Annotated in this window: 21 protein-coding genes; 10 read left to right on the top strand and 11 right to left on the bottom strand. The window is 39.1% G+C overall.

What is annotated here, in order from left to right; genetic code table 11:
• Positions 1-626: 626 nt before the first annotated feature.
• Positions 627-3,119: an ATP-dependent helicase HrpB gene (gene hrpB / locus PSF11_RS08305; protein WP_014656569.1), complete on the bottom strand. Its 2,493-nt coding sequence runs from the start codon at positions 3,117-3,119 to the stop codon at positions 627-629.
• A 59-nt stretch (positions 3,120-3,178) separates the two neighbouring features.
• Here hrpB and sfsA point away from each other — a divergent pair, with 59 nt between their 5' ends.
• From sfsA to PSF11_RS08255, 10 genes are all read left to right on the top strand, one after another.
• Complete coding sequence (sfsA, locus tag PSF11_RS08300) at positions 3,179-3,889, top strand: DNA/RNA nuclease SfsA (protein ID WP_004922520.1); 711 nt, start codon at positions 3,179-3,181, stop codon at positions 3,887-3,889.
• A gap of 198 nt (positions 3,890-4,087) precedes the next feature.
• Positions 4,088-4,543 carry an RNA polymerase-binding protein DksA gene (dksA, locus tag PSF11_RS08295; protein WP_004922522.1) on the top strand — a complete coding sequence of 152 codons (456 nt, stop codon included), beginning with the start codon at positions 4,088-4,090 and terminating at the stop codon, positions 4,541-4,543.
• A gap of 61 nt (positions 4,544-4,604) precedes the next feature.
• Positions 4,605-5,495: a tRNA glutamyl-Q(34) synthetase GluQRS gene (gluQRS, locus tag PSF11_RS08290; protein WP_036941319.1), complete on the top strand. Its 891-nt coding sequence runs from the start codon at positions 4,605-4,607 to the stop codon at positions 5,493-5,495.
• An 85-nt stretch (positions 5,496-5,580) separates the two neighbouring features.
• Entirely contained in the window at positions 5,581-7,152 is a 1,572-nt protein-coding gene (gene pcnB / locus PSF11_RS08285) for a polynucleotide adenylyltransferase PcnB (protein WP_004922527.1), read from the top strand.
• 1 nt (position 7,153) lies between these two features.
• A complete protein-coding gene (gene folK / locus PSF11_RS08280) occupies positions 7,154-7,645 on the top strand; it encodes a 2-amino-4-hydroxy-6-hydroxymethyldihydropteridine diphosphokinase (protein WP_004922531.1) in 492 nt (163 codons plus the stop codon).
• 59 nt (positions 7,646-7,704) lie between these two features.
• Positions 7,705-8,496 carry a 3-methyl-2-oxobutanoate hydroxymethyltransferase gene (gene panB / locus PSF11_RS08275; RefSeq protein WP_014656572.1) on the top strand — a complete coding sequence of 264 codons (792 nt, stop codon included), beginning with the start codon at positions 7,705-7,707 and terminating at the stop codon, positions 8,494-8,496.
• 33 nt (positions 8,497-8,529) lie between these two features.
• Positions 8,530-9,393 carry a pantoate--beta-alanine ligase gene (panC, locus tag PSF11_RS08270; protein ID WP_004922538.1) on the top strand — a complete coding sequence of 288 codons (864 nt, stop codon included), beginning with the start codon at positions 8,530-8,532 and terminating at the stop codon, positions 9,391-9,393.
• 48 nt (positions 9,394-9,441) lie between these two features.
• The gene (panD, locus tag PSF11_RS08265) at positions 9,442-9,822 is read left to right on the top strand and encodes an aspartate 1-decarboxylase (protein WP_004922542.1); all 381 of its coding nucleotides are present in this window, start codon (positions 9,442-9,444) and stop codon (positions 9,820-9,822) included.
• A gap of 243 nt (positions 9,823-10,065) precedes the next feature.
• On the top strand, positions 10,066-11,280 hold the full coding sequence (locus PSF11_RS08260) for a hypothetical protein (RefSeq protein WP_072502462.1): 1,215 nt from the start codon (positions 10,066-10,068) through the stop codon (positions 11,278-11,280).
• Between the two features lie 58 nt (positions 11,281-11,338).
• Positions 11,339-12,553, top strand: a complete 1,215-nt coding sequence (locus PSF11_RS08255) for a hypothetical protein (protein WP_072502463.1) — start codon at positions 11,339-11,341, stop codon at positions 12,551-12,553.
• A gap of 140 nt (positions 12,554-12,693) precedes the next feature.
• Here the strand turns inward: PSF11_RS08255 and PSF11_RS08250 are convergent, their stop codons facing one another.
• The 10 genes from PSF11_RS08250 to PSF11_RS08205 form a co-directional block, all read right to left on the bottom strand.
• A complete protein-coding gene (locus PSF11_RS08250) occupies positions 12,694-13,737 on the bottom strand; it encodes a fimbrial protein (protein WP_072502464.1) in 1,044 nt (347 codons plus the stop codon).
• A gap of 14 nt (positions 13,738-13,751) precedes the next feature.
• Positions 13,752-16,247 carry a fimbria/pilus outer membrane usher protein gene (locus PSF11_RS08245; RefSeq protein WP_072502465.1) on the bottom strand — a complete coding sequence of 832 codons (2,496 nt, stop codon included), beginning with the start codon at positions 16,245-16,247 and terminating at the stop codon, positions 13,752-13,754.
• Positions 16,248-16,274: 27 nt separating this feature from the next.
• On the bottom strand, positions 16,275-16,955 hold the full coding sequence (locus tag PSF11_RS08240; protein WP_004922557.1) for a fimbrial biogenesis chaperone: 681 nt from the start codon (positions 16,953-16,955) through the stop codon (positions 16,275-16,277).
• Between the two features lie 60 nt (positions 16,956-17,015).
• On the bottom strand, positions 17,016-17,585 hold the full coding sequence (locus PSF11_RS08235; protein WP_004922560.1) for a fimbrial protein: 570 nt from the start codon (positions 17,583-17,585) through the stop codon (positions 17,016-17,018).
• Positions 17,586-18,163: 578 nt separating this feature from the next.
• Positions 18,164-18,706 carry a fimbrial protein gene (locus PSF11_RS08230; protein WP_004922566.1) on the bottom strand — a complete coding sequence of 181 codons (543 nt, stop codon included), beginning with the start codon at positions 18,704-18,706 and terminating at the stop codon, positions 18,164-18,166.
• Position 18,707: 1 nt separating this feature from the next.
• Positions 18,708-19,259 carry a fimbrial protein gene (locus tag PSF11_RS08225; protein ID WP_004922571.1) on the bottom strand — a complete coding sequence of 184 codons (552 nt, stop codon included), beginning with the start codon at positions 19,257-19,259 and terminating at the stop codon, positions 18,708-18,710.
• Positions 19,260-19,271: 12 nt separating this feature from the next.
• Positions 19,272-20,330 carry a fimbrial protein gene (locus tag PSF11_RS08220; protein ID WP_004922574.1) on the bottom strand — a complete coding sequence of 353 codons (1,059 nt, stop codon included), beginning with the start codon at positions 20,328-20,330 and terminating at the stop codon, positions 19,272-19,274.
• Positions 20,331-20,344: 14 nt separating this feature from the next.
• The gene (locus PSF11_RS08215; RefSeq protein WP_072502466.1) at positions 20,345-22,909 is read right to left on the bottom strand and encodes a fimbria/pilus outer membrane usher protein; all 2,565 of its coding nucleotides are present in this window, start codon (positions 22,907-22,909) and stop codon (positions 20,345-20,347) included.
• A gap of 35 nt (positions 22,910-22,944) precedes the next feature.
• Positions 22,945-23,625, bottom strand: a complete 681-nt coding sequence (locus tag PSF11_RS08210) for a fimbrial biogenesis chaperone (protein WP_014656581.1) — start codon at positions 23,623-23,625, stop codon at positions 22,945-22,947.
• A 137-nt stretch (positions 23,626-23,762) separates the two neighbouring features.
• Positions 23,763-24,314 (bottom strand): fimbrial protein, encoded by a 552-nt coding sequence (locus PSF11_RS08205; protein WP_004922584.1) that lies wholly within the window; start codon positions 24,312-24,314, stop codon positions 23,763-23,765.
• Between the last annotated feature and the right edge of the window lie 239 nt (positions 24,315-24,553).

Genomic DNA, 24,553 nt, shown 5'->3' with positions numbered 1-24,553 from the left:
ACGCAGCAAATAATATCACTCCATCACCACGGACATCTATTAGAGCATAAAATAGCCTTGTTACGCACTTATCTTTGTCTGCACATCATTTGCATCGCTAAATTTTATCTCAAAAACTGCCAATGACATACCAACACGGCAAAAAAACAAAATAAACCCTATAAGCAATTAATAAAATAGAATATTTTTATCCGTGATACTTTACTTTCCAACTAAAAACACGCATACACGTAACACTCAATTAACCAATTAATATTTAAAGTAATTTTTACAGTTTACTCTATTATTCCATATCAAATAGAGCGTGTAGGATCCATATCAATTTTGTCGCGCAATGAGTGGATAAAAAATGCCTGAAGCTAGCTATAACTTTTTTCTGTTACGTTATGCAGATATTTACATCGATTTACTGACAGACAGTGAAACTCATGCCATGTCTGAGACATAGCACAACAACGCAAGATAAAAACGCTCTCAGTTAGACCGTCTATCACGACCCATATCTGGATTGAGTTGCTAGCGCACTTATCCATACCAACAAAAAATTAGAAGGCTCAAATTGACTGATGATGCTTTTTCACGGTGTGTTTCGTGTATATCTCGCCTGTTTTTTCATTCGCTTCTATTTAACGCCCCTCGGTATTCATCGCTTTTTTAGTTTTATTGGTAGGTTGCGTATTAGCAGGATCATCTGGCCATAAATGTTTTGGGTAGCGACCTTTCATCTCTTTTTGTATTTCTCGATAGCTGCCCTGCCAAAAAGCCCCTAAGTCTTGGGTGATCTGTAATGGGCGCATCGCAGGTGATAACAAAGCAACCGCCACAACGACTTTGCCATGAGCAACCGTTGGGTTCGATGTCTGCCCATACATCTCCTGCATGCGGATCTCTATCATCGGGGGCTTATCTAAAGAGTAGTGAATGCTTACACGACTCCCCGAACCCGCTAAATAGTCCGTCGGTAAAGCCTCTTTTAACCATTTTTGTTGCTCCCAATCTAAACGATGCATCAGCAGCTCCCCGACATTGATTTCTTGAAGTTGCTTACGGTGAGTTATTCCATCTAAGTAAGGCGCAAGCCAAGCTTCTAAGGAAGCCAACAAAGCCTCATCAGCCACATCTGGTAAAGTGGTATCAGCAAACCAACGTTGAGCCAATTGGCAACGGATCCGAAACTGCTGTGCAAACGGGCTCCAATTTAAACTTTCTAATCCATTTTGCCTTAGCCAATGTAACAATGCCTGTTTAATTTGTTGTCTATCAGGATGGGTTAATCTTTCAGAGCGAACAACCAATTGCCCACATTGCAACCGTCGCCAAGCAATTAAAGTGCCTTTTTGTTCATCCCACTCGACGGTTTCCTGCTGATAAAACAAATCAGGACAAGCCGCCTGCAAGCTAGCGATCTCAATAGGGGTTGCTAGACTTATTTTGGCATCTGCTGAGGTTTCAGGTTGCCAAAGTGTTGGAGCGATTAGCCACTCATTTCCTAACAACGCGTCATTTTCATCTAACGATGCCCCTAATCCACTTGCTAACTGATAGCGGCTTTGATGATCTCGACTTTTCGCGATACGGTCTGGAAAACCGCTCGCTAATAAAGTAGGTAACCACTCACTTATTAGCGAGACGTTTCTGCCAACTGCTGCTGTGACCGGATAACCACATAATAAAGTGGCACGTTTGCACCAACTCTCTGTAGGCTTATCCAAATAATAATAAATATCACTGTGAGCTTGGCGTGGAGGCTCTTCTAATATTGCCACTAATAACGCCGCTAATTTAATCACTTCATTATTTTGACTTTGCAAGGCCTTGTACAACACGGCGGCAGTGCGCACTGAACTTCCGAGTTCTGCGACTCCTCTTCCAAGCGGAGTTAGCTTACCGTGTTGATCAATCGCCCCAAGTCGACTCAGCAACTCTTTCGCTGCGGCTATTGCGGGTTGTGGTGGCAGGTTTAACCATTGAAGCTGCTCCACCGCTTGGCATCCCCACTGCAACAGGGATAACCATAACGAACTTAAATCACTGTGTAATATTTCAGCTTCACTAAATTGTGCGGCTCTTTCCGCTTGCTCTTGACTGAATAAATGCCAACAAATACCGGCTTCTAACCGTCCTGCTCGCCCAGCCCGCTGCTGCATGGACGCTTGGCTAATACGCTGTTTAACCAGTTTTGTTAGTCCAGTGCGAGGATTAAATAAGCCTACTCGTTCAAAACCGCTGTCAACAACTAAGCGAATGCCTTCAATCGTTAAGCTAGTTTCTGCAATATTGGTCGCTAAAACGACTTTACGTTTGCCTTCAGGGGCAGGCTGAATGGCTTGCTGCTGCTCTTTTATTGATAGTGCCCCATACATTGGGCATAAAAGTATGTCCTCACTAACCATAGAAGCTAGCTCTGAGCGTGTTCGCTCGATTTCCCCCGCACCGGGTAGAAAAAGCAATAGCGAGCCACTTTCTTGTTGAAGTAATCGCCAAACCGCATTTGCCACCTCTTTGTGGAATAATTTATTCGCATTAATGGGGTAAAAATGCCTTTCGACAGGATAGGCACGCCCTTCGGATACGATCACGGGGGCATCAGGGAATAGAGCCACCAGCCCTTGATCATCCAATGTGGCCGACATCAACAAGATTTTTAAATCATCACGCAGTGCCTGCTGAGTATCAAGCAGTAGCGCCAAGCCTAAATCCGCTTGTAAACTGCGTTCATGAAACTCATCAAGAATGACTAAACCGACCCCTTCTAACATCGGATCATCTTGCAACATGCGAGTCAAAACCCCTTCAGTCACCACTTCGATACGTGTGTTTACACTAACTCGGCTTTCAGAGCGCATGCGCAACCCTACCGTGTTACCGATATCTTCGCCTAGCTGCTCGGCTAACCGTTTAGCGACGCTACGAGCCGCAATTCGTCTCGGCTCCAACATGATAATACGTCCGTCAATCACCCCACTTTCTAATATTAGCCGAGGTAAAACGGTTGATTTACCCGCCCCTGTAGGGGCATGTAATAACACTTGCGGAGATTGCTGTAAGGCCGTAAGTAAGGAATCACTAACGTCATAAATCGGTAACACGCGGCTGATAACTCCAATGGTATTTAACATTTTCAGGCAAAGATTGTAGCATTGCTGCTTATTTCCTGAATACTGATTGCGGAGACAATATGGAGTTTATTCCCCCGTTACAACCAGCCACACTGATCAAACGCTACAAGCGCTTTTTAGCGGATGTCGTTACACCTGACGGTGAAGTCATGACTATCCACTGTGCCAATACGGGGGCGATGACTGGCTGTGCAACGCCCGGAGATAAAATTTGGTATTCAACATCGAATAACTCAAAACGCAAGTACCCACACAGTTGGGAAGTGACACAAACGTCACAAAATCATCTAATTTGTATCAATACATTACGAGCTAACCAGATCATTGCCGAGGCGTTGGCGCAAAAAACCATTCCAGAATTATCCGAATATAGTGTAATAAAGCCTGAGATGAAATACGGTTCTGAAAATAGCCGGATTGATTTCTTTTTATCTGGAGATGGGCTACCCGATTGTTTTATCGAAGTAAAATCTGTCACGTTATTGGAAAATAACCATGGCTATTTTCCCGATGCTGTGACTGAACGCGGACAAAAGCATTTACGAGAGCTAACAACAATTGCTAAAGAAGGAAAAAAAGCCATACTGTTGTTTGCAGTTTTGCATACGGGGATCTACGAGGTCTCGGCAGCAGCCCATATTGATAAGCAATATGCCACACTTTTGAAAGAAGCTATCGAAAATGGTGTTGAAGTACTGTGTTATCAAGTAGATATCAATACGCAAAAAATGCTATTGGGTAAAAAAATTAAGTTTACACCTATCAAATAATGATAGTTTATTCGCTGCTCAAAGCGAAGACGCATGGGTTCTGGAGGCTTAAAAAGGAATAAACACGCGCGCCTTCACAGCATTACAAAACTCATTGCATGAACGATTGCCAAGAGGGCACTCTTCTGCTATTTATAGCGACCTTAATTTTTCCCCCCTTTGGGGTTTTGTGAAATTTGCGTGTGTAGGAGAAGCATTATGCAAGAAGGGCAAAAACGTAAGACATCGTCCTTAAGCATTCTCGCCATTGCTGGGGTTGAACCCTATCATGAAAAAGCTGGCGAAGAGTACATGAACGAAGCCCAGTTGGCGCATTTTAAGCTCATTCTCGAAGCATGGCGCAATCAACTCAGGGATGAAGTAGACCGGACAGTTACTCATATGCAAGATGAGGCAGCTAACTTTCCAGATCCTGTTGATCGGGCAGCCCAGGAAGAGGAATTCAGCCTTGAATTACGCAACCGGGACCGTGAACGTAAGTTGATTAAGAAAATCGAGAAAACACTGAAGAAAGTCGAAGAAGACGATTTTGGCTTCTGCGAATCTTGTGGTGTGGAAATCGGCATCCGTCGTTTGGAAGCCCGCCCTACCGCTGATTTGTGTATCGACTGTAAAACATTAGCAGAAATTCGCGAAAAGCAAATGGCTGGCTAATCACTGATTATGGAGTCCTTAACGGCGCACTAACCTTGCGCCGTTATAAGGAAATCTAGTAATGAGCACCTCCACTTCACCCTATATTGGTCGCTTTGCACCATCTCCATCAGGTAACCTTCACTTTGGTTCACTCGTCACCGCCCTAGGTAGCTATTTGCAAGCACGCTCGCAAAAAGGTAAATGGCTGGTGCGTATTGATGATATTGATCCCCCAAGGGAAGTTCCCGGCGCGGCTGATAATATTCTAAAAACGTTAGCGCATTACGGCTTATATTGGGATGATCAGGTACTGTACCAATCAAAACGTCATGATGCCTACCGTGCTGCATTAGATGACCTTCGCCAACAAGGCAAAAGTTACTACTGCACTTGCTCACGGCAACGTATCAAAGCGTTGCAAGGGCATTACGATGGTCATTGTCGCAACCTCCATCTTCCAGACCATCAAGCGGCTATTCGATTAAAACAAACTCACCCCGTTTATCAATTTACAGATAGGCTCAGAGGCGAAATTGTGACACCAGCCAATGTCGCTGAAGAAGATATTATTATTCATCGTAAAGATGGTTTGTTTGCTTATAATTTAGTCGCTGTTGTTGATGATCATTATCAAAATGTCACTGAAGTGATGAGAGGCGCAGACCTAATCCCTACCACCTCACAGCAAATTTCGTTATATCACCACCTTTCATTGCCTGTTCCTGATTATGCCCATTTACCGCTGATCCTAAATCATGATAATAATAAGCTATCAAAGCAAAATCATGCCACAGCACTGCCGATGACGGATCCTCGCCCAGTAATATGCCATGCACTAACATTACTGAATCAACCGCCAATCCAGTACTGGCGTGATTTGAGTACCGATGAGATTTTAAAAACCGCAACGGATAAATGGCAGCTAGCGGCGATCCCATCTCATGATATTATTGACAATGCTTATGACTGAATATGACTTTTATGCGTTTAAGCATTCTCAAAGAAAGGCCAGTAAGCTATGATTAGCCGCTTATTTTGTTTAATGAATATTCGTAATGATATCGAGGTGTACTATTTTTAACCGAGTAGCAAATTTCTGCCGTAATATTTTATCGCGAAATGACAAGGACACGCGTGACGCACAGGCAGCCGGTGAAAGGCCAGTCACTTATTCTGACACTGCGACAGCTCAGTCCGTAGAACAGAACGCTAAACAAACAAAAACCACGGTTCGTCAGTCCAAACGTGCCGGTATTCAGGCAGAGAAATCAGAGACAATGACGACTGAAACAGATGAAAATATCACTGTAATTCCTCGTTCAGAGCATACTATTTCACGTAGTGATATTAGTGATAATGCACTGAAGGTACTTTATCGCTTAAATAAAAATGGCTATGAGGCCTACCTCGTTGGCGGTGGTGTACGTGACTTACTCCTTGGTAAAAAACCCAAAGATTTTGATATTACAACTAATGCAACGCCTGAGCAGATCCGCAAACTATTTCGTAACTGCCGGCTAGTCGGTCGTCGATTCCGTCTCGCCCACATTATGTTCGGGCCAGAGGTCATTGAAGTTGCCACTTTCCGCGGTCACCATGACCAAATTGAGTCGGAAGATAAAAACCGCTCCCAGCAAGCCAAAAATGGCATGTTGCTACGGGATAATATTTTCGGCTCTATCGAAGAAGACGCAATCCGCCGTGACTTTACCGTTAATAGCCTTTACTACAACATTGATGACTTCTCTGTTCGTGACTATGTGGGCGGCTTAAACGATCTTAAAGCGGGGATTATTCGCCTTATTGGTGATCCAGAGACTCGTTATCGCGAAGATCCTGTTCGCATGCTACGTGCGGTGCGTTTCGCCTGTAAATTGGATATGCGTATTGAGCCAAATACGGCGCAACCAATCCAACGTCTGGCACCGCTATTGCGTGAAATTCCTTCAGCAAGGCTATTTGAAGAGTCACTGAAACTGCTACAAGCGGGTCAAGGTTATGCAACCTATAACATGCTAAAAGAGTACCACTTATTTGAGCAACTGTTTCCGGTTATCAGTAGTCGCTTTACCAATAACAATGATTCGCCAATGGAAAAAATCATTGATCAGGTACTCAAAAATACTGACTTTAGGCTCAAAAATGATAAACGGGTTAATCCTGCATTTTTATTTGCAGTCATGTTATGGTATCCCGTTACGGAACATGCAGAAAAGCTGTCTCAAGAAGGTGGGCTTGCCTACTATGATGCTTTCGCACTGGCGATGAATGACATACTTGATGAGCAGTGCCGTTCGATTGCGATACCTAAACGTATCACCACCACCATGCGTGATATTTGGCAATTGCAATTACGCCTTCCTCGCCGCCAAGGGCGTCGAGCGAATAAATTAATGGAGCATCCAAAGTTCCGTGCTGCATTTGATTTATTAGAATTAAGGGCCAATGTTGAACGGAGAAATGAGCTTCAAGAGCTTGCTGTCTGGTGGGATGAGTATCAGCGTTCCAATAATACTAAGCAGCGTGAGATGATAGCTGAGCTAGGTAGTGCGCCAGTGCGTAAACGCCATCGCCCACGCAAGTCATCATCAAGCGCCCATAAACCAAATAAAAATCAGGGGTCATAGAATGGAGTTGGTCTATATTGTTATTGGCAGTAATCTTGGTGAGCCATTGAAACAGGCTCAACAGGCTATTGATGCGTTAAATGCGCTCCCAAACAGCCGTATAGTCAACACCTCTTCGATCTATCGTAGTAAACCGCTGGGGCCACAAGATCAAAACGATTTTCTTAATATGGCGGTTGCACTTGAAACTGAGCTTGAGCCAGAAGCGTTGCTTGATCATACACAACGCATTGAGCTGGAGCTTGGTCGAGTTCGCAAAGCTGAGCGTTGGGGCCCTAGAACGCTCGATCTCGACATTATGCTTTTCGGCAATCATATTATTAATACCCCACGATTGACCGTACCTCATTATGGGCTAAAAGAGCGGGAATTTATGTTATACCCGCTCAATGACATTGCCCCTGATCTGATTTTTCCTGATGGCGAACCGCTATCAGAAAGGCTCACACTCGTCCCACGTAATGGCCTCACCCTTTGGGATATTACAACCTAAACAGTGAACCTCCTAAACAGGAGGGGTCGTCAGTGGGATCTTTTCCGGAGGTTATTATAATGAAACCAATTTCTCTGGCTACTCTGGGTCAGTTTAAAAAAGACAAACACAAATTTGCTACCATGACGGCTTACGATGCCAGCTTCGCTCAGCTATTTGCAGAGCAAGGTATCCAAGTCATGCTCGTCGGTGACTCCCTTGGTATGACCATACAAGGCGAATCTAGCACCCTCCCTGTTACCGTAGAGCAAATCGCTTATCACACTCGCTGTGTACGCAAAGGTGCACCAGACGCATTTATTATCGCTGATATGCCTTTTATGAGTTATGCCACCCCTGAACAAGCTTGTGCTAATGCCGCTATTCTGATGCAGGCTGGTGCAAACATGGTAAAACTTGAAGGGGGTTGCTGGCTATGCGATACCGTCAAAATGCTGTGTGAACGTTCCGTTCCCGTATGTGGGCATTTAGGGCTAACGCCACAAGCCGTCAACGTTCTTGGTGGCTATAAAGTACAAGGTCGCGATGAGGTTACCGCCAACCAACTCATGAAAGATGCCATTGCGCTAGAAAATGCGGGAATACAGCTTTTGGTTCTTGAGTGTGTTCCTACCTCACTAGCCAATAATATTACAGAAGAACTACTCCTTCCGGTTATTGGTATCGGTGCAGGCAATGGTACTGATGGGCAAATTCTTGTCATGCATGATGCATTAGGCATTACGGCCCGCCCTCCTAAGTTTGCCAAGAACTTCCTTGCACAAGCAGGCAATATTCAAGATGCGGTTAAACTGTATATTCAAGAAGTTGAAGCAGGGATCTACCCTAGTGAAGATCATTCTTTTGAATAATTTTATTACGGCTCAATAATAAGGAATTCACCTATGCTTATCGTCGAAACATCTCCCATTCTTCGCCGTGAGATCCGCCGCTGGAAGCTAGAAGGTAAACGTATCGCTCTTGTACCAACCATGGGCAACCTGCATGATGGACATTTAGCTTTAATTGATGAAGCGAAACAACAAGCTGATATTGTAATTGTCAGCATTTTCGTTAACCCTATGCAGTTTGATCGCCAATCCGATTTAGCCAATTACCCTCGAACCTTGCAAGAGGATTGTGAAAAGCTGAAACGTCGCGATATCAATCTCGTTTTTGCCCCTTCTGTGAAAGATGTTTACCCTGAAGGAATGGCGCAACAAACTTTTGTTGAAGTGCCTGAATTATCATCAATACTTGAAGGTGCGAGTCGCCCTGGGCATTTTCGCGGTGTATCAACAGTCGTTACCAAACTGTTTAATTTAGTCCAACCTGATTTAGCGTTTTTTGGTGAAAAAGATTTCCAGCAATTACAGCTAATTCGCAAAATGGTGAGTGACCTTTCTTTTGATATACAAATTGTCTCTGTGCCTACCGTCAGAGCGAAAAATGGGCTTGCATTGAGTTCAAGAAATAACAATCTATCAGCAAGTGAACTCAAAATAGCACCACAACTATATAGCATTATGCAACAGGCGGCAGAGAAGCTAATTGCAGCCCCTGACAACGTTGAAGCGATTATCCAAGAAATCGATGATTCGCTTCGCCAAGCAGGTTTTACCCCTGATGAGCTATTTATTCGTGATGCCGAAACCCTTGCTCCATTGAGCAATATAAGTCAAAAAGCGGTCATCTTAATGGCAGCTTGGTTAGGGCAAACCCGTTTGATTGATAATTTACAGGTTGACCTACCCACAGTTTCAGCTTAAAAAAACAAGCAAACACAGCATGACGATTAAAAATGGTAGACAATAATTATGTTTAGAAAAATGTTACAAGGTAAATTACATCGGGTTAAGGTCACACAAGCCGACCTTCATTACGAAGGCTCTTGTGCTATTGATCAGGATTTTATGGATGCCGCTGGGATCCTCGAGTACGAAGCCATTGATATTTACAACGTCGATAATGGAGAACGTTTTTCTACTTATGCAATTGCAGGTGAAAGAGGTTCTAAAATTATTTCAGTCAATGGTGCCGCTGCACGTCGTGCTGCTGTTGGCGATAGATTGATTATCTGCTCATACGTTGATATCAAAGATGAAGATGCTCGTCACCATAAACCCAAAGTCGCTTACTTTGACGGTGACAATATTATGAGCCGTGTTGCCAAAGCAGTTCCTGTACAAGTCGCTTAACGCTATATCCCCCAACGGCAGTTAGCTTGTTGGGGGTTACTTAGCTTCCTTTTTTAGCCAAGCAAGAAAATACAGCTTTCATTTCGTTATTTGATCTTTTTCTATAACATTAAAAATTATTATATTAATCTCAGTAATACCTCTAGAAAATATCATTTAAATCGCCATAGCTAATAAAAAAGATAATTATTTAACATCCCAATTTATATTAGATTGAAAAAAACATCACATAAAGGGGATGCTATGAATGATAATAGAAACAAGAAGACGTTTGGACTGTTATATACTCTAAAGATCCAATTTCAAAATATGCCTTCGTTTTCCAGTGGCTTTATTTATGCAAATAAAAAAAATCAAATCGAAATATTGATTACTGTTGATGCTATTAGTGAAGATGGAGAGCCTTATTTTAATAATGAACGAGAAGTGCAAGATGCCACTTATCTGTGTTCATTTTTTGATGGTAAACCCTTAAATCAAAATTGGCAAATTTCGAATGAAAAAGGGCCATTTTGTAAAGCTGTTAAGTATGACACAACTCTATCAAGGCGGGAGCCACCAACCCTACGAACGATAACCCGCTCGACATTTCAAATATCCAAGTTTATTTCATCCGACATTGTTAACCCCGCCTTAGAAATCGCAGTAGGAATTAATATTCCTGGAATAGGCAATTTTGACACCTCAATGAATGGAACACCTACTTTAAATTCAGGCTCTGTCTTTAAATCACCTAGCCGAATTTCAGTAAGCAGGATATCCCCTATCGATTATACAAATAATAGAAATGTTATGGTGATTGATAAAGGTTGGAAATATATCATGACCGATGCATTATTCCGCAATGGTAGCAATCGGCACTCCAGCTCTTATCGGAATTATGCAACCATTATTCGCTATAAAAAAATATCTATTATTACAGCCAACAAATATAACATTATCGAAAAAAGGGTCTCGCCTACATTGCCTTATAGTGCTCCTTATAAAGATTGGTTTTATAGTACGACCATGCCCCATGCAATGAATTATGCCACCGATGATCAGGCGCTCGGTGCATACTTAACGAGTTGGTTTATTGAGACTCGAGATAGAGTCGGCTATTTTCACGCAATTAACGAAGGTTGGACAGAGCTAACCCACAAGAAAAAGCCTCCACTCTATTTTACAAGCATGAGAAATGGTGAATTTAATAAAAAAAATACGTTTTCTGTGTGGCCACAATTTAGCAACGATATGCCTAAACTTGCCCGCTTTTCAAATAATAATCAAAATAGTATCACCCTTGTTTGCCATCAAATCAATTTAGTGGATCACATTCCTCTCTATCTCGGTGCTGAATGCCGTGCTCAATCAAACACATCCTTAGCAAGCCATGTTGAAATTGTTGATGAGTTTGGCAATGAAGGCATCATGACTATTGAGTATCGCCATAATATTGATGGGGAAATTACTGTTTAAATCCGTTTTGTTAAAAGTGGCACTATTGATCTTTTAGCTTAAAATATTTGGAGCCAAAATGCTTAACTCACCCCCAGCTAAAAAATTCAAACAAATCAACCATCTTAGCATTCATTTTAAAGATAATCCGACTAATATTCATTCGGTTATTTATGCAAATGGATATAATCAAGTTGAGGTTATTGTTACTGCTGAAATCTTAGATGAAAATAATGACGCTTTTTTTGAAAATGAAAAAGAATTTAGAGACTGTATCTATTTTTGTTCCTTTTCAGATCAACAACTACTCGGTGATGAATGGATAATATCTGAACATCGGGGAGACTATTGTAAAGCCGTACAGAATGAGATTACTCACATAAAAAATGCATCTATAGAGGCCATAAGAAGCACAAAAAGGATCAGTGCCTCATATTACTTCTCACTGAAAGAGATCAATCCCGGACATGAAATTGCAGTCGGGGTGAGAATCGATGGTGAAGGTTTATTCAATACCTCACAAAATGGCACTTTAAATCATAAAGGAGAAATTATTTTTATTGCACCTAAGCGGGTTATCATTCAAGGAATTAAAAAAATTGATTATGATAATAATGAAAACATCGCTATAACAGATAACGATTGGCAGGAAATCTCAAAAAATATTTCATTTCATATCAGTAAAGGGGCGATACTGGGGAATTATGAGCATAATTACGGGGTCATAAGACGTAAAACATTTAAAATTACAACGCATAATAAATATAAATTAAAGTATAAATCTCCTGTATATAGCTTACAACATATCCCTAAAATTAAAGATTGGTACCATAATCACGTGATGCCCCATGCAATAAAGATCGTTGGAGGGCCTTATTATAGCGGAATTTATGTTAATAGCTGGTTTATAGAGCCTAATAATATAGAGATTGGCTATTCCAATATATTAAATAAAGGACTAAATAGGATTATAAAAGATATCCGCCAATCTCTTTATTGTACTGAGGAAAAAGATGGCCGATTTGTAGGCGATACAACTTATGCGATTTGGCCTCGGCTGGAAGGAAATCTCGGTCCTCTTTGGTCAAAAACCACCTTAGATAAACACGCCATCACTATCGTCTGTCATCAAATGTATCTTAGAGATAAGAAACTCTATTATTGGGGATATTATTGCCCTGCCCCCTATCATGTGGCCGACCCTCTGCAAATTTTTATTATCGATGAGTATGGTAATAGAGGGAATATTAATATTGTATTTGAAGAGGATATGTATGGTACTGTCAGCGTTTAAATAACCACTTTAAGAAAAACGAGTCTTTATTATTTTCGTACAACCAATTTTTATCATGACATTATAGCCAACAAATAGGCGGGGTATTTTGTTCATTCATCATTGTAGGGGATGATCTGCTCCTCCCCTTTTGCTATCGTTTAGTTAAATTGCAAAACAAATTGTGCCGTCGCTTCTGCTTTCCCTGCTTTGACAGAATTACCATAACGGTAATATTCCGCTTTCAGGGGAACACGCGTTTCACCTTTTTCTAAATCAGCTAATTTAACAAACTCCTGATTAACTAATACGTTATCATTGTTTAATGGTGATTTTACAACAAACCCAATACCACTGGCATTATTACCTTGCCCTTCATTATCGATTTTAATCACTGCATCTTTGCCATTATAACTCGCTGTATTGTTTGCAATGAGCTTGATCTTCGCTGAAACATTCCCCGTACAGACGATATTAATATGTTCCTCAACAGATGACGGCGTTGTCGGGAACCCTACGGATGGGAATGCCGTGGTCGGTACCCGAGGTAACGTAAATGACAAATCGGTATTTTTAGCTTCACAAGATGTCGGCGCACTTGTCACTTTTCCTTTTAGTCGATAAGTATAACCAACTTTTGTCGAGCCACCACCTGGGTCAAACCGTTTAATGAGTATCGCCCCAATCACCGAATTATCAAAGGATGTTGCCGTCGGGTTATCTTTACCGGCATAAAAAATAACCGTTGCATCTATAGGCATAAGTGCACCTTCAGGAACAGGCAACACTTGTCCTGGACGATTTGTAAAAGGCAATTCTGATTTACTTTCAATTAAGACATAGACGATATTTACGGGGCCACCAGCATGCACATGGTAAGCGGGCTTCCCATCAATTTCGCCATAATATCTCGCTATAATGCCGCTGCCTTCACCGTATGTTGCATAAGCATAGACTTGTGAGTCAGGCCCACACTGCGCGACACCACCTCGTCCACTCTCTCGCACAAATGTATAACGAGCAATCTCGTCGTTCTTTTTGATCGCACCACTTAATTTAATGTCCACCATTGCGCGCATTGCAGAGTGATTTTGACCATCCCCTCCTTCAACACAATTCTGAGCCGCAATACTGCTATTTATCCCAGAGAACATTAACACCACGCTGAACGCTGCTGCATAGCCCCAATTAATCTGTTTTCTCATTATTCTTACTCCTTTCAGCGGCATTCTGAATTCAGGATATAAAGCCCATTTGTTGGCATGGTATTTTCGATGTTGTAATCCACATCACAGGATTCATTAGCACCCTCATTTTTCCAATTAACTTTAATGCGCCCTTTAGGCTTATCTGCAACTAAATACAAGGTATTAAAGTTAGAAACGAGATGAGTCGCTTCATCTTCTGTAACAGCTTTTGCACCTACCGGTAATTCTTTATTCGTTGGATGCTGTAACTTAAATAATAACTTGTAGCCTTTTTTAGCGTCGAAATCAGCCAGTATCAAAGCGCCCTTTGTTGGGATAACATTATTAATAATGTTATTTTCAATTTCGGTATCTTGTGGGATAGTTTTTGTATCAATCGCCAGTGTATTTTTACGATATGGCGCCATCCCCGGAACAATCGCTAAACCGTAAGCGTTAGTTTCAACTGACTGCCCATTAATAATACCGACACCTTGTGTCCCTTTGGTAAGAATCAATGCGCTTGTATCTTGCATTGAAGGTGCTAATACCACACCGTATTGAGTGCCAACAAATGCACCACTAATACCGTAATTAAAGTTTTTATGGCTATCGTTATAAGCGTACCCTGCATTAACGACTGCATAAGGGGAGCGATAAGAGCTACTTAATCCCCCTGAATAGCCCATACCTTTATTACCGTAGCCTTGATAAATATCCCACGTTCCACGATATAATTCGCCATAGCTGCCACTTAAACGTGCTGTTTGTGAAGTACGATGCTGGTCATCCGTTGATATGCCATAATTCACACTCATTGTGTTATTTAACACATCGAACGGAATACTGACATTTAAACTCAAATTGTATGAACGGCTGTTATCATTTTCAAATTGTCTACCTTTTGAATAGGTGTAATAGACACTGTAATGAACCTTATCGATATTACTGTTAAAACCAACATTATAAGATTGTTGTTTATGACCACTTGAATACTCATAAACAACACTATTTAAGTTAATCGAGCTTGAGCTATCGAGTATTGGTTGAGAAAGAGATACGGTGTATTCATTTTTTAGTTTTTCATAGCTGCCACGGTATTTTTCCTCATAAAAGAATGCGTCATCTATATTCATAAAATCAGCATCAAAATGACGGAAACCCGCTAAAGCTAAGCTCGTATTCGTTGTCTCAATATGTTTTGAGTAATTGACTCTAAATGCATTACCACTCAACGTAGATTGATTATCAACATCAGTACGAGAGTGCACAACATCCGTTGTAATTGCGCCAACCTCACCTAAGTTAAACCCTGTACCGATTGCATAGGATTGGTATTTTTTAGCGTAGAGTGCACCACCAAAAACGGTCACAAAGTCTGTTAATCCATAATAGATTTCAGCTTCATTCACATAACGGCCATCACCGTTATTATTCCCATCATATTCACCACTAGAGAAACTGTATTTAATACTGCCTTTTCGCTCTAAAAAAGCAATTGATGAGAAAGGAACAATAAAGTTAACTTCATTACCATTTGCTTCTTCTACTGTGACATATAGATTGCCACCATTACTCATTGGATAGTAATCTGTAATTTCAAATGGCCCAGCAGGCACACTTTTCTTATAGATAACTTGATCATTTTGTACAATAGTCACGATAGATTCAGAATTAGCGATACCATTTACGCTTGGCGCATAACTCGTTAAGTTATAAGGTTCCATTTGCCTATCTGATGCTAATTTAACCCCTTTAAATTTAAAAGAATCAAATAATTGCGAGCTTGTATATAAGTCCCCTAGTGTTAGCTCACTTTTTATTATATTAATGTTTCTTGATAAGGTGTTGCTAATATTATTCCATTTATTCTTATCGTGCCGATTGTTGGCCCATGTGGAATAATTACGATAACGCCATGAGCCTATGTTAATTTTCGTCTGAATATTACCATAATAGTTATCATCGACTTTACCGCCTTCATAGGTGTTAAAAGCCGAAAAAGAGTAATTTAAAAATACAGCAGGAATGCCATCATCCCACTGTGCTTCTTCAGCTTTTCTTATGCGCAGCTGATTAATCATTGATTGCGGAACAGTCATTGAATACACTTTAGTATTTAAATCAAGTGACTGTGTCATATACTCAATATCATTAATATTGAAGCATTCTTGATCACCTTTTAAGGTCTTATGAAAATCTATACCAAAACTTTCCCAATCCGCAAAACTAAAACAAGGTGTAAGTTGTTCTCCACCATCTGCCCGAGGCATCATCACAAAGCTAATTTCTTTATTAAGAATTAAATTATTATTAATGAAAAACCTGACATGGTATTTCCCTGGTGCTATATCATTTTCCCTAAACACATCCAGATCTTCATTAGTCAATTGCGTATCTGTACCTGCAATATTTAACAAGCTAGGTGGATAATAATCAGCAGCCCGCATTTCAAATGACAATGAAGCGAATACAATAGCCATAAACAGAGGTGAATATGGATACTTTTTATGATAAAGACGATTCATAGGCCTTTACTCTACTTTATTAGATTATTATTTTATAAGATATTGACTATCTAACCCTTTACCATAATCATTGATATAGTTTAGAGAAACCTTATTGGAACTAGCCCCTAAATTAGAAACATTAATTACTGTTTCAGAGCGTGGTTCTAAATAGCTTGGTGCTTCGACTTCTCTGTTATTAATTTTTATTTTTGCAATGTTAATATAAAATGGTGTTGGGTTAACAACCTTGACTCCAGCGGTAGAGCGAGACCAAGTTAACTCATTGACAACATCTTCAAGCTTTTTATCGGATAATGCTGTAGGTCGATAAATTAGCTTTATTTTGTTTGTCATTGAATAACGTAAAACGTTTTCTAAATCCTCACTACTTGGTGCCACAAATTTTACATTTAGCCAATATAATGCTTCTTGGTCACTCGGTAATGATGCTATTTTAGTCAGTTGGATCGTGTTTTTTTGCTCAGATTTTAGCTTAATTAATGGAGGTGTTACTGCAAAATCTTGTGTTATTTTTCCATTTTTATCTTCCACCCAAGATTGAAGTAAATAATTCCTATTTTTATCTGTATTAAATGCAACAACACCTTCGCTATTCTCTTTTTCGTGATAAATAACACGCGTTGTTTCTAAACCAAAGCCAGCATAGCTGGTTGAACTAGCAAGAAAACACAATAACAGTGTAGGAACTATTTTTTTCATAAACATAGGATGTCCTCCAAGAAAAAAAGTAACGCAGATTAATAATTGATAATCTGCGTTATCAAATTATTTATAAGTAATTTTATAATTTAATGTTGCGTCTGCTTGGCCTGCTTCTACGTCATCGTCTGTACTTACATACTTAGCAATAAAAGTTCCAGTCCATTGAGCACTGTTACCATTTACTTTTATTTCTTCACTTTTACTACCATTAATTTTTAATGGCTTGGATAGGTCATCTTCATTGTAAATACGGATACCCACATTTTTTGCAACGCCAGCACTACCTTTATTGTCCAGTTCTAAAATAGTTTTATCAAAACGGTTTTCATGACCCGTTAAATTGATAGATATAGTACCTTGATCAGGACAGTCAATTAATTTAATTTTTAATTTACCATCACCACCAGTACCACCAACCTCATCACCTTCCTCAGTAAACTCACTAGTAGCAAAACGTCCCATTTTTACATCAGCGTTTGGTGAGTTAGTATCATTCAGGCTAATAGTGCATGTAGCATTATAAATAAGTCCTTTAAACTTAATCGTTCCACTTTGCTCTTCTGCTGTTGCTGAAAAAGCAAATGCTGAAGCAATAACAGCCATAAAAATATTTCGAGTTGATAATTTTTTCATTGATATACCTTTACACTCTACATAGTAATTAATAGTAATGTTAATTATTCAGCGCGTAATTAATAAAATAGTATAGATATAGGTAAATATCGCTATTCTAAAAATTAATGCGAGAACATATTAAAGACTTATATACACAAATAAGAAATAGTTAAAAATTCATGTTACCCGACTGGTGAGTAACATGTAAAAAGAGTATATAACATTAAAGTAGTATTTGATTTGTGTAAGTTTTTCAAAACGTAAATTTTAGAGGTGACAAAAAAACAACTCACACATCACAACTCATTGTTATATAGGAATATTATTTTTTGATCTGCATCAAAAAATGAATAATTAAAATTATATACCTAAAATTACTTTATTATCATACGGTTATGTATAACTGTTTTTACTTACCTATATTGAACATCTTTATCTGCTCTGTAGTACTTTTTTACATTTATTGCGGGTAAAAATATAGTTTCCTTGTTGATTATTTTAACTTTTATAATAATTTGGTTTTCTAAATAAAAAATAAGGCTAAGATAAATCTCACTCATTTATCTTGGCTTTATTCAATAATTTTTTTCTTATCTTTATTGGTAAACAATATCGATAGTCATGGAGGCATTTGCAAAACCAGGTGTTACTTTTTCATTTATTTGTTTATAGTAACCCCGCATAAAAATATGAATGTCACCCTCACTCTTTACACTATTAATAATTTCATTTCGTACATTGAGCGTTAATGCTTTCCAATTATTTTTATCCATTGAATATTCTGTTTCTATCCCAACCCCCGTTGCAACGCCATCGACCGCATCAAGCGCTAAGACACTAGATTGACCAGAATAACTGTTACCTTTAGGTATAAATATCACTGGAATATTACTTGGACATTTCAAGCTAATTGACCAATCCGCCTTTGGGCTAGTCGAACCAACGCTGCCTCCCAAACCTGTAGAGCTTAAATAAATATCCCCTAAATTAATATTTTTAGTTTGGTTAGAACTTAAATCACAAGTTGAAGCTTTTACAGCACCTGTGATGTTGACTAACACATCGTAACTGTAAGCATGGTTTATAGTTAACCCGAAATAACTCAGCAATACTATCCGCAGTATTTTTTTAGTGGTCATATTAATTAGCCTGTACGACAAAGGTAACCGAAGCGTTTGCTTTACCTTGTGTAATTTTACTATTGGTTTGAACATAACGAGCACGCACTTTTAATTCAGTATTTCCCTTATTAATAGCTTCATTCTGCATAAAGTTATATAGCGTATTAATATCTCGGTTGACCCAATTGTGGAGACTATTTTCATAGCTTTGTAATTCAATTGCAGCTCCCGTTGAATATCCATCACCTTTATCAAGCGATAAATAACGGCCATTAGATTCTGAAACACCTTGAAATTGGCCATTTAATACACTCATTTTATCTGGGCAATCAAACTCAAGTGTAAATTCAATCCATTCAGACTGGGAATTTATTGCACTGCCAAAACCTCTAGGACTATTAGTTAGCCAAGTTCCTAAATCAACACTGATATTCCGTGTTTTGATACCACAAGTCGAATGTTTAATGCTTCCTGTATAATTGACCATTACTGTTGCAGAGGCCGAATTAATCAGAATAGGGATAAGGAATACGAGAAAAAAATAACGTATTAGATTGTAACCTTGTCTCATGGTATCAATCCTTTAGTCATAAGCAAACGTTAGTGTTAATGCTGCATTCCCTGAACTCGCTTTAACCTTTTTGGCCGTTTTAACATATTCAAAACGCAATGGAACGGTATAATTCTTTTTGCCTGCTTCCGTACGAAATAGAAGCTGATGATTATCGGTAACAACGTTTTTATCACCACCAACTTTTAATGCCGGAGAGCCATTATGAAAAACCTGCACGCCATAGCCAGGTGAGTCCGAGTTATCTGTTAACTCGATGAAATCACTGCCTATTTTAGAGGCTCTTCCATATTCGCCTAATGTCATATAAACACGCATCTCAGCATTACAACTCATCTCAATACTTTCTTCTGCTAAACCAAACCTATAGCCAACATCAAACCTATTTACCCTATTTAGATCATGCTCCCCTAAATCGATATTTAATCTTTTTGTATTGATATTACAAGTAGAGGCTGTCGACTTTAAATGAGTATAGCTACTATCTATAAATCCATCATAAGTATATTGGGGATCATCGTCCTTATAACAGGTAAAAAATGCCCGAGCATCGCGAGAGATCTTTGTATCACCTTTTGGCGGGATACCATCAACTCTGACTCTTGCAAAGGCAATTTCAATCCTGACCTCAGTATCAGGTTTTTCTAAACTAAAAGGGCCACTTCCATACCTATCTTTTATTGGATACCACTCAGGATCACCATCCTCTCTAATTCCCCAAGCATAACCAACGCCTTTAACATTTCCAGCATAAACAGGGAACGCTTTTCCTCCAAAATTAACTGTTAGGCCTGTTGCGTACCTAGCATCATAAAATATCATTTCGGTAAACTTCCCTTGCTCTTTCGGGTTATTAAGGTTGCTTTGACAAACTGTTCCTGAATATATTTGCCATCCCTCCCCGATAATCGTTCCCGATGCGACCTCTCCCGCAGCATCATCAAACACTAATTCTGAATCAGGAAAAATGATCCTTGCAGAAATATCTGAACTTATAGCTATATTTGGGTAACCACATAGCAATCCGAGAAAAAATGCAATTGATGATAAATTTAATACTGTATTTTTCATTTTATCTCCGTTCTTTATTCACATATTGCTTGCAGAGATGCTACTGGCATTTGCTTTTCTTGTTCATTAAGTTGGTAATTGGCCATACACTGTTCATCTGTTTGATTTCCCCATTTAATATGGATCTTTCCTTGCTCTGGCATACCACTAAAATAAATATCACCATTATCCCCAACAATACCACCACTGCTTAATCCATCTTGTTCGGAAACTAATTGTCCTATTGAACCAAAAGGAACGGCTTTCCCATTGTGCGTCACTGTCAATAAAACACGATATCCTGTATATGTCTTAAACTCCGCTAACATTGCCGCACCTCTTGTCGGAACTAGGGTCAGTGCGCTTTTTTGCAAATCAACATTTTCTGGTAATGACGTGGTATCTAATAACACTTCATTCTGTGTATAGGCGCTGAGATAAGGAACTATCGCATAACCTCGCCAATCAGTTCTTATTCCTGTTTTATTTTTAACTTTAACCCCTTTTGCTCCCGGCGCCTTCACAATAGCAAAAGAGTCATAGATTGGCTGAGATAATGTCACACCATCAGAGTGCACAACAATGGCACCATTTAAGCCATAATTGGCGCGTTGTGAAAATTGGTCATAGCTATAGCCAGCATTTGCGATGGTATACGTACTTTTATAAGATAATGAAGCATTACCTTGTGCTTTTTGATTTCGATTGCCGTATGACTGCTGTACTGAATAATTTAAATTATGATCATCCAACAGGGATCCACTCAATCCAGCCATATAATTACTATCCCCTCTGTTATTACTACTCATAGAGAGGTTTAGCATACTATTATTAATCGATAGGCCACCAAGAGGTATGCTAAAAGAGAGAACAAATTGGTGATCAGCCTTATCGTAGCCTGAAAAATCAGAATAGCTATAATTCAAGGTATATTGGTAACCTTTATAGTTATTATTGTAACCCGCATTTAATGTCCGCTCATGACCACTTTGATTCCAAAAATCTTGCTGATAAGCGGAAACATAAAGGTTGCCATAAGCCTCTAAATCCTGATTAACCGTCGCTTGATAACGATTTTTTTTGCTATAAAAACTGTCTCGCAAATAATTAGCGTTAGCTTCTGGGAAAGAATAAAAGCCCTCAGTTGAATAACGATAACCTGCAAAGGTGACTGTGGTACCTGTAGTTAACAGATTTTTAGTATATTGAACACGGTACGATTGACCTGTTTTTTGTCGGTTATCAAATTGAGTAAATTTTGTTTTTGCTTGGGTCACATCTGAAGACAAAGCACCAACATAACCTAGGTTTAATCCAATACCCGCAGCATAAGATTGGTAATCTTTGGAAAATAGACCACCGCCATACGCCGTTATTCCTTTAGGTAAACCATAAATGACCGTTGCTTGCGCAAAATTAGGCTCTTTGCCACTGTTATTATTTTTAAATTTCCCGCCAGTCACTGCGTATTTCAATTGACCTTCACGCTGCATAATGGCTAATGAAGAAAAAGGAACGATAAATGAGCGTTCACTCCCATCGGCCTCTTTTACCGTCACCGTTAAATCTCCGCTCGTTCCCGTCGAATAGAGGTCGTTTATTTCAAAGGGGCCGGGTGAAACATAAGATTGATAAATAATATAGTCATTTTGTTTTATCGTTATTTCGGCATTACTTTGCGCAATTCCTCGGATGATCGGTGCAAAACCACGTAGAGAGCTGGGGATCATCGATTCATCTGAAGCGAGTTTAGCACCACGGAATTGAAAACCATCAAAGACTTCACTTGGCGTTGAAGTATCACCAATTGTTAATTGAGATTTAAGAGGATTAATGCCCCGTTCAAGGTAGGTTTCAATATTTTGCCAACGGCTTTGATTATTTTGATAAGAATACGTTGAATAATTTTTTAAACGCCAAGGGCCAACATTTAACCCACTGCGTAAGTTAACATAGTGGGATGACGTATCTGCATGAGAAGATTTATACCAAGTGTTAGATCCCCGATAAAAATAACTTAATACCAGAGCGGGTACACCATCATCCCATAAACTAGGATCAACTGTTCCAGACGCTGTTTTATTCATCGCTATCTGAGGAATAGAAATAATCAGCTTCTGGTTAGTCAATTCAAGCCGTGTATACGCATCTGGAATATACTTTGAAATATCTTCAATTGGCTGTGTTTCAGTTAAATTGGCAAAAGTAGGAAGGGTTTTAACATTAACCCCCCAATTTTCAAGTTCCTCTTTAGTGAGTACTGGTATTAATTTTTGCTCCTCTTTGCTCTTAACAAAAACCAAAGATTTAGAACCTACTCCTTGCCCATTTAAGACAATATCTACATGATATTCGCCCTCCTGCTGTCCTCCAGGCGTTGAAAATTGCTCTAAACTTTGCAATTCGGCTATATTTTGTCCATTAACTGGCGTTAACGAGTGAGGACTAAAATAGTCACCAGCAAACGCCATTGGAAGGCAAGCAACTGACAGAGTTAAACCTGCAATGGCTTTGCTGAGCGAATGAGGAGCAATCTTGCTGAGTTCAAATATGGATACTAAATTTTCTTGTATGTACTCTTCTTTATTAAAAATTAGCATAATAGTAAAATTCCATACCTGACTTTAATTTTTTATTATTTTAATTCTTGCTCTTGACTATCTGTTATCCCACCAACATCAGTCACGGCTTTCCACATCACTTTATTAACTTGAATACCTGAAATATTCCACGAATGCTCTCCCATAGGAGGAAGCATAACAGGCTCGTCGATAGATTTATTCCCTACTTTTAATTCACTAAAAGAGACATAATAAGGTGTTGGATTTTTACCCACTAACAGGTTGCCTTTTCTTTCAAATGTCACTTTTTTATAAGCAGCCCCTGCGTCTGCGCTCGATAATGATTTAGGGCGATAAATCAGTTTGATTCGATTATTAATCGAAATAGTCAGGTTATTTTTAGCATTAGGATCAGTCGGTGGAATCGACTTTACATTCAACCAAAAAACGCTTTCCTTATCGTCAGGTAGATCTTTACCTGTATAAACAATCCTCAATGAATTGCTGGATTCAGGTTCAATTCTAAATAAGGGAGGGGTGATAACAAAAGGTAACTTAGTTTGATTATTACTATCGAAATGATCAATCCAAGATTGAATTAAATATGGTGTCTTATCATTATTACGAACTGTAATGGAAGCTTCTTTGCTGTTTGCATCATAAATAACCCGTGTTCCACCAAGTACAACACTTGCATTCGCTTGGGTTACGATTAAAAAGAAGAAAAAAAGAGTAGATATTAATGTTTTAACCATAATGCTATCCCTAAATATGGGGAACATACCTTCTGATAATCACGTGTAGAATGATATGTTCCCATTAATGCTAAAACTTTGTTAAATTAAATCGAGAATTTTTCTCACTTTAATTATTATTGTTTATTTACTTGGCATTATTGGTTATAAGAAATTGTTACTGTCACATCCGCGTTAGCCACACCCGCTTTTACAGGGCCAGTTGTCACATAACGGGCATAGTATTCCTTCTCACCGCTATTATTAGCTCCTTTAAGTTCAATTTCACCCGCTGGTGCTCCAGGGGTAATATAAGCTGTATCGCTTTCAGCATGAGTAATACCAATACCAGCACCAACTTCTGTGGATGTTTTATATAAGCTGCTATTTGTACTATCCGCAGTTCCAGTGAAAGTGATCTTTGCTTTTTTAATAACATCAGGGCATTCGTTAAGTGCAATCACAAACTTTGTTGGTTTTGTTGTTTCATCGGATTTTTGAAAATGGCTCACCAACCAAGTGCCTAACTGTACTGTTCCTTCACTTGAGTTCTCATTATTTGTTTCGATAGTACAAGTTGATTCAACAAATTGCCCTTTAAAATGGATAGTTCCCGTTTCTTTACCATCAATGACATCTGCATTTGCAACGCCAGTGAATAAAGACATAGTGATAGCTGAAGTAACTAATAAGGCTTTATTTAGTTTCATCTTGATGACTCCTAAAATATATAATTTGTTATCTAATTCTTTTATTGGTATTTCACTATGAAATTACATAGTTTAATAAGGTTATTTCTTATCTCGACCATCCTGCATAGGAGTATATGCAATTTATGTGTAAAATCCAGTTTACGTGTGAAAACCGTTAATTTACATTAAAAACAAACAAATCACTAAACAAAACGCTATAAAAAAGAAAATCACAGAACAAAAAACCAAAAATAAAA

The organism is Providencia sp. PROV119 (genome assembly GCF_028482435.1).
GTDB classification, from domain to species: domain Bacteria; phylum Pseudomonadota; class Gammaproteobacteria; order Enterobacterales; family Enterobacteriaceae; genus Providencia; species Providencia stuartii.
This window is presented reverse-complemented; position numbering and strand designations above follow the sequence as displayed.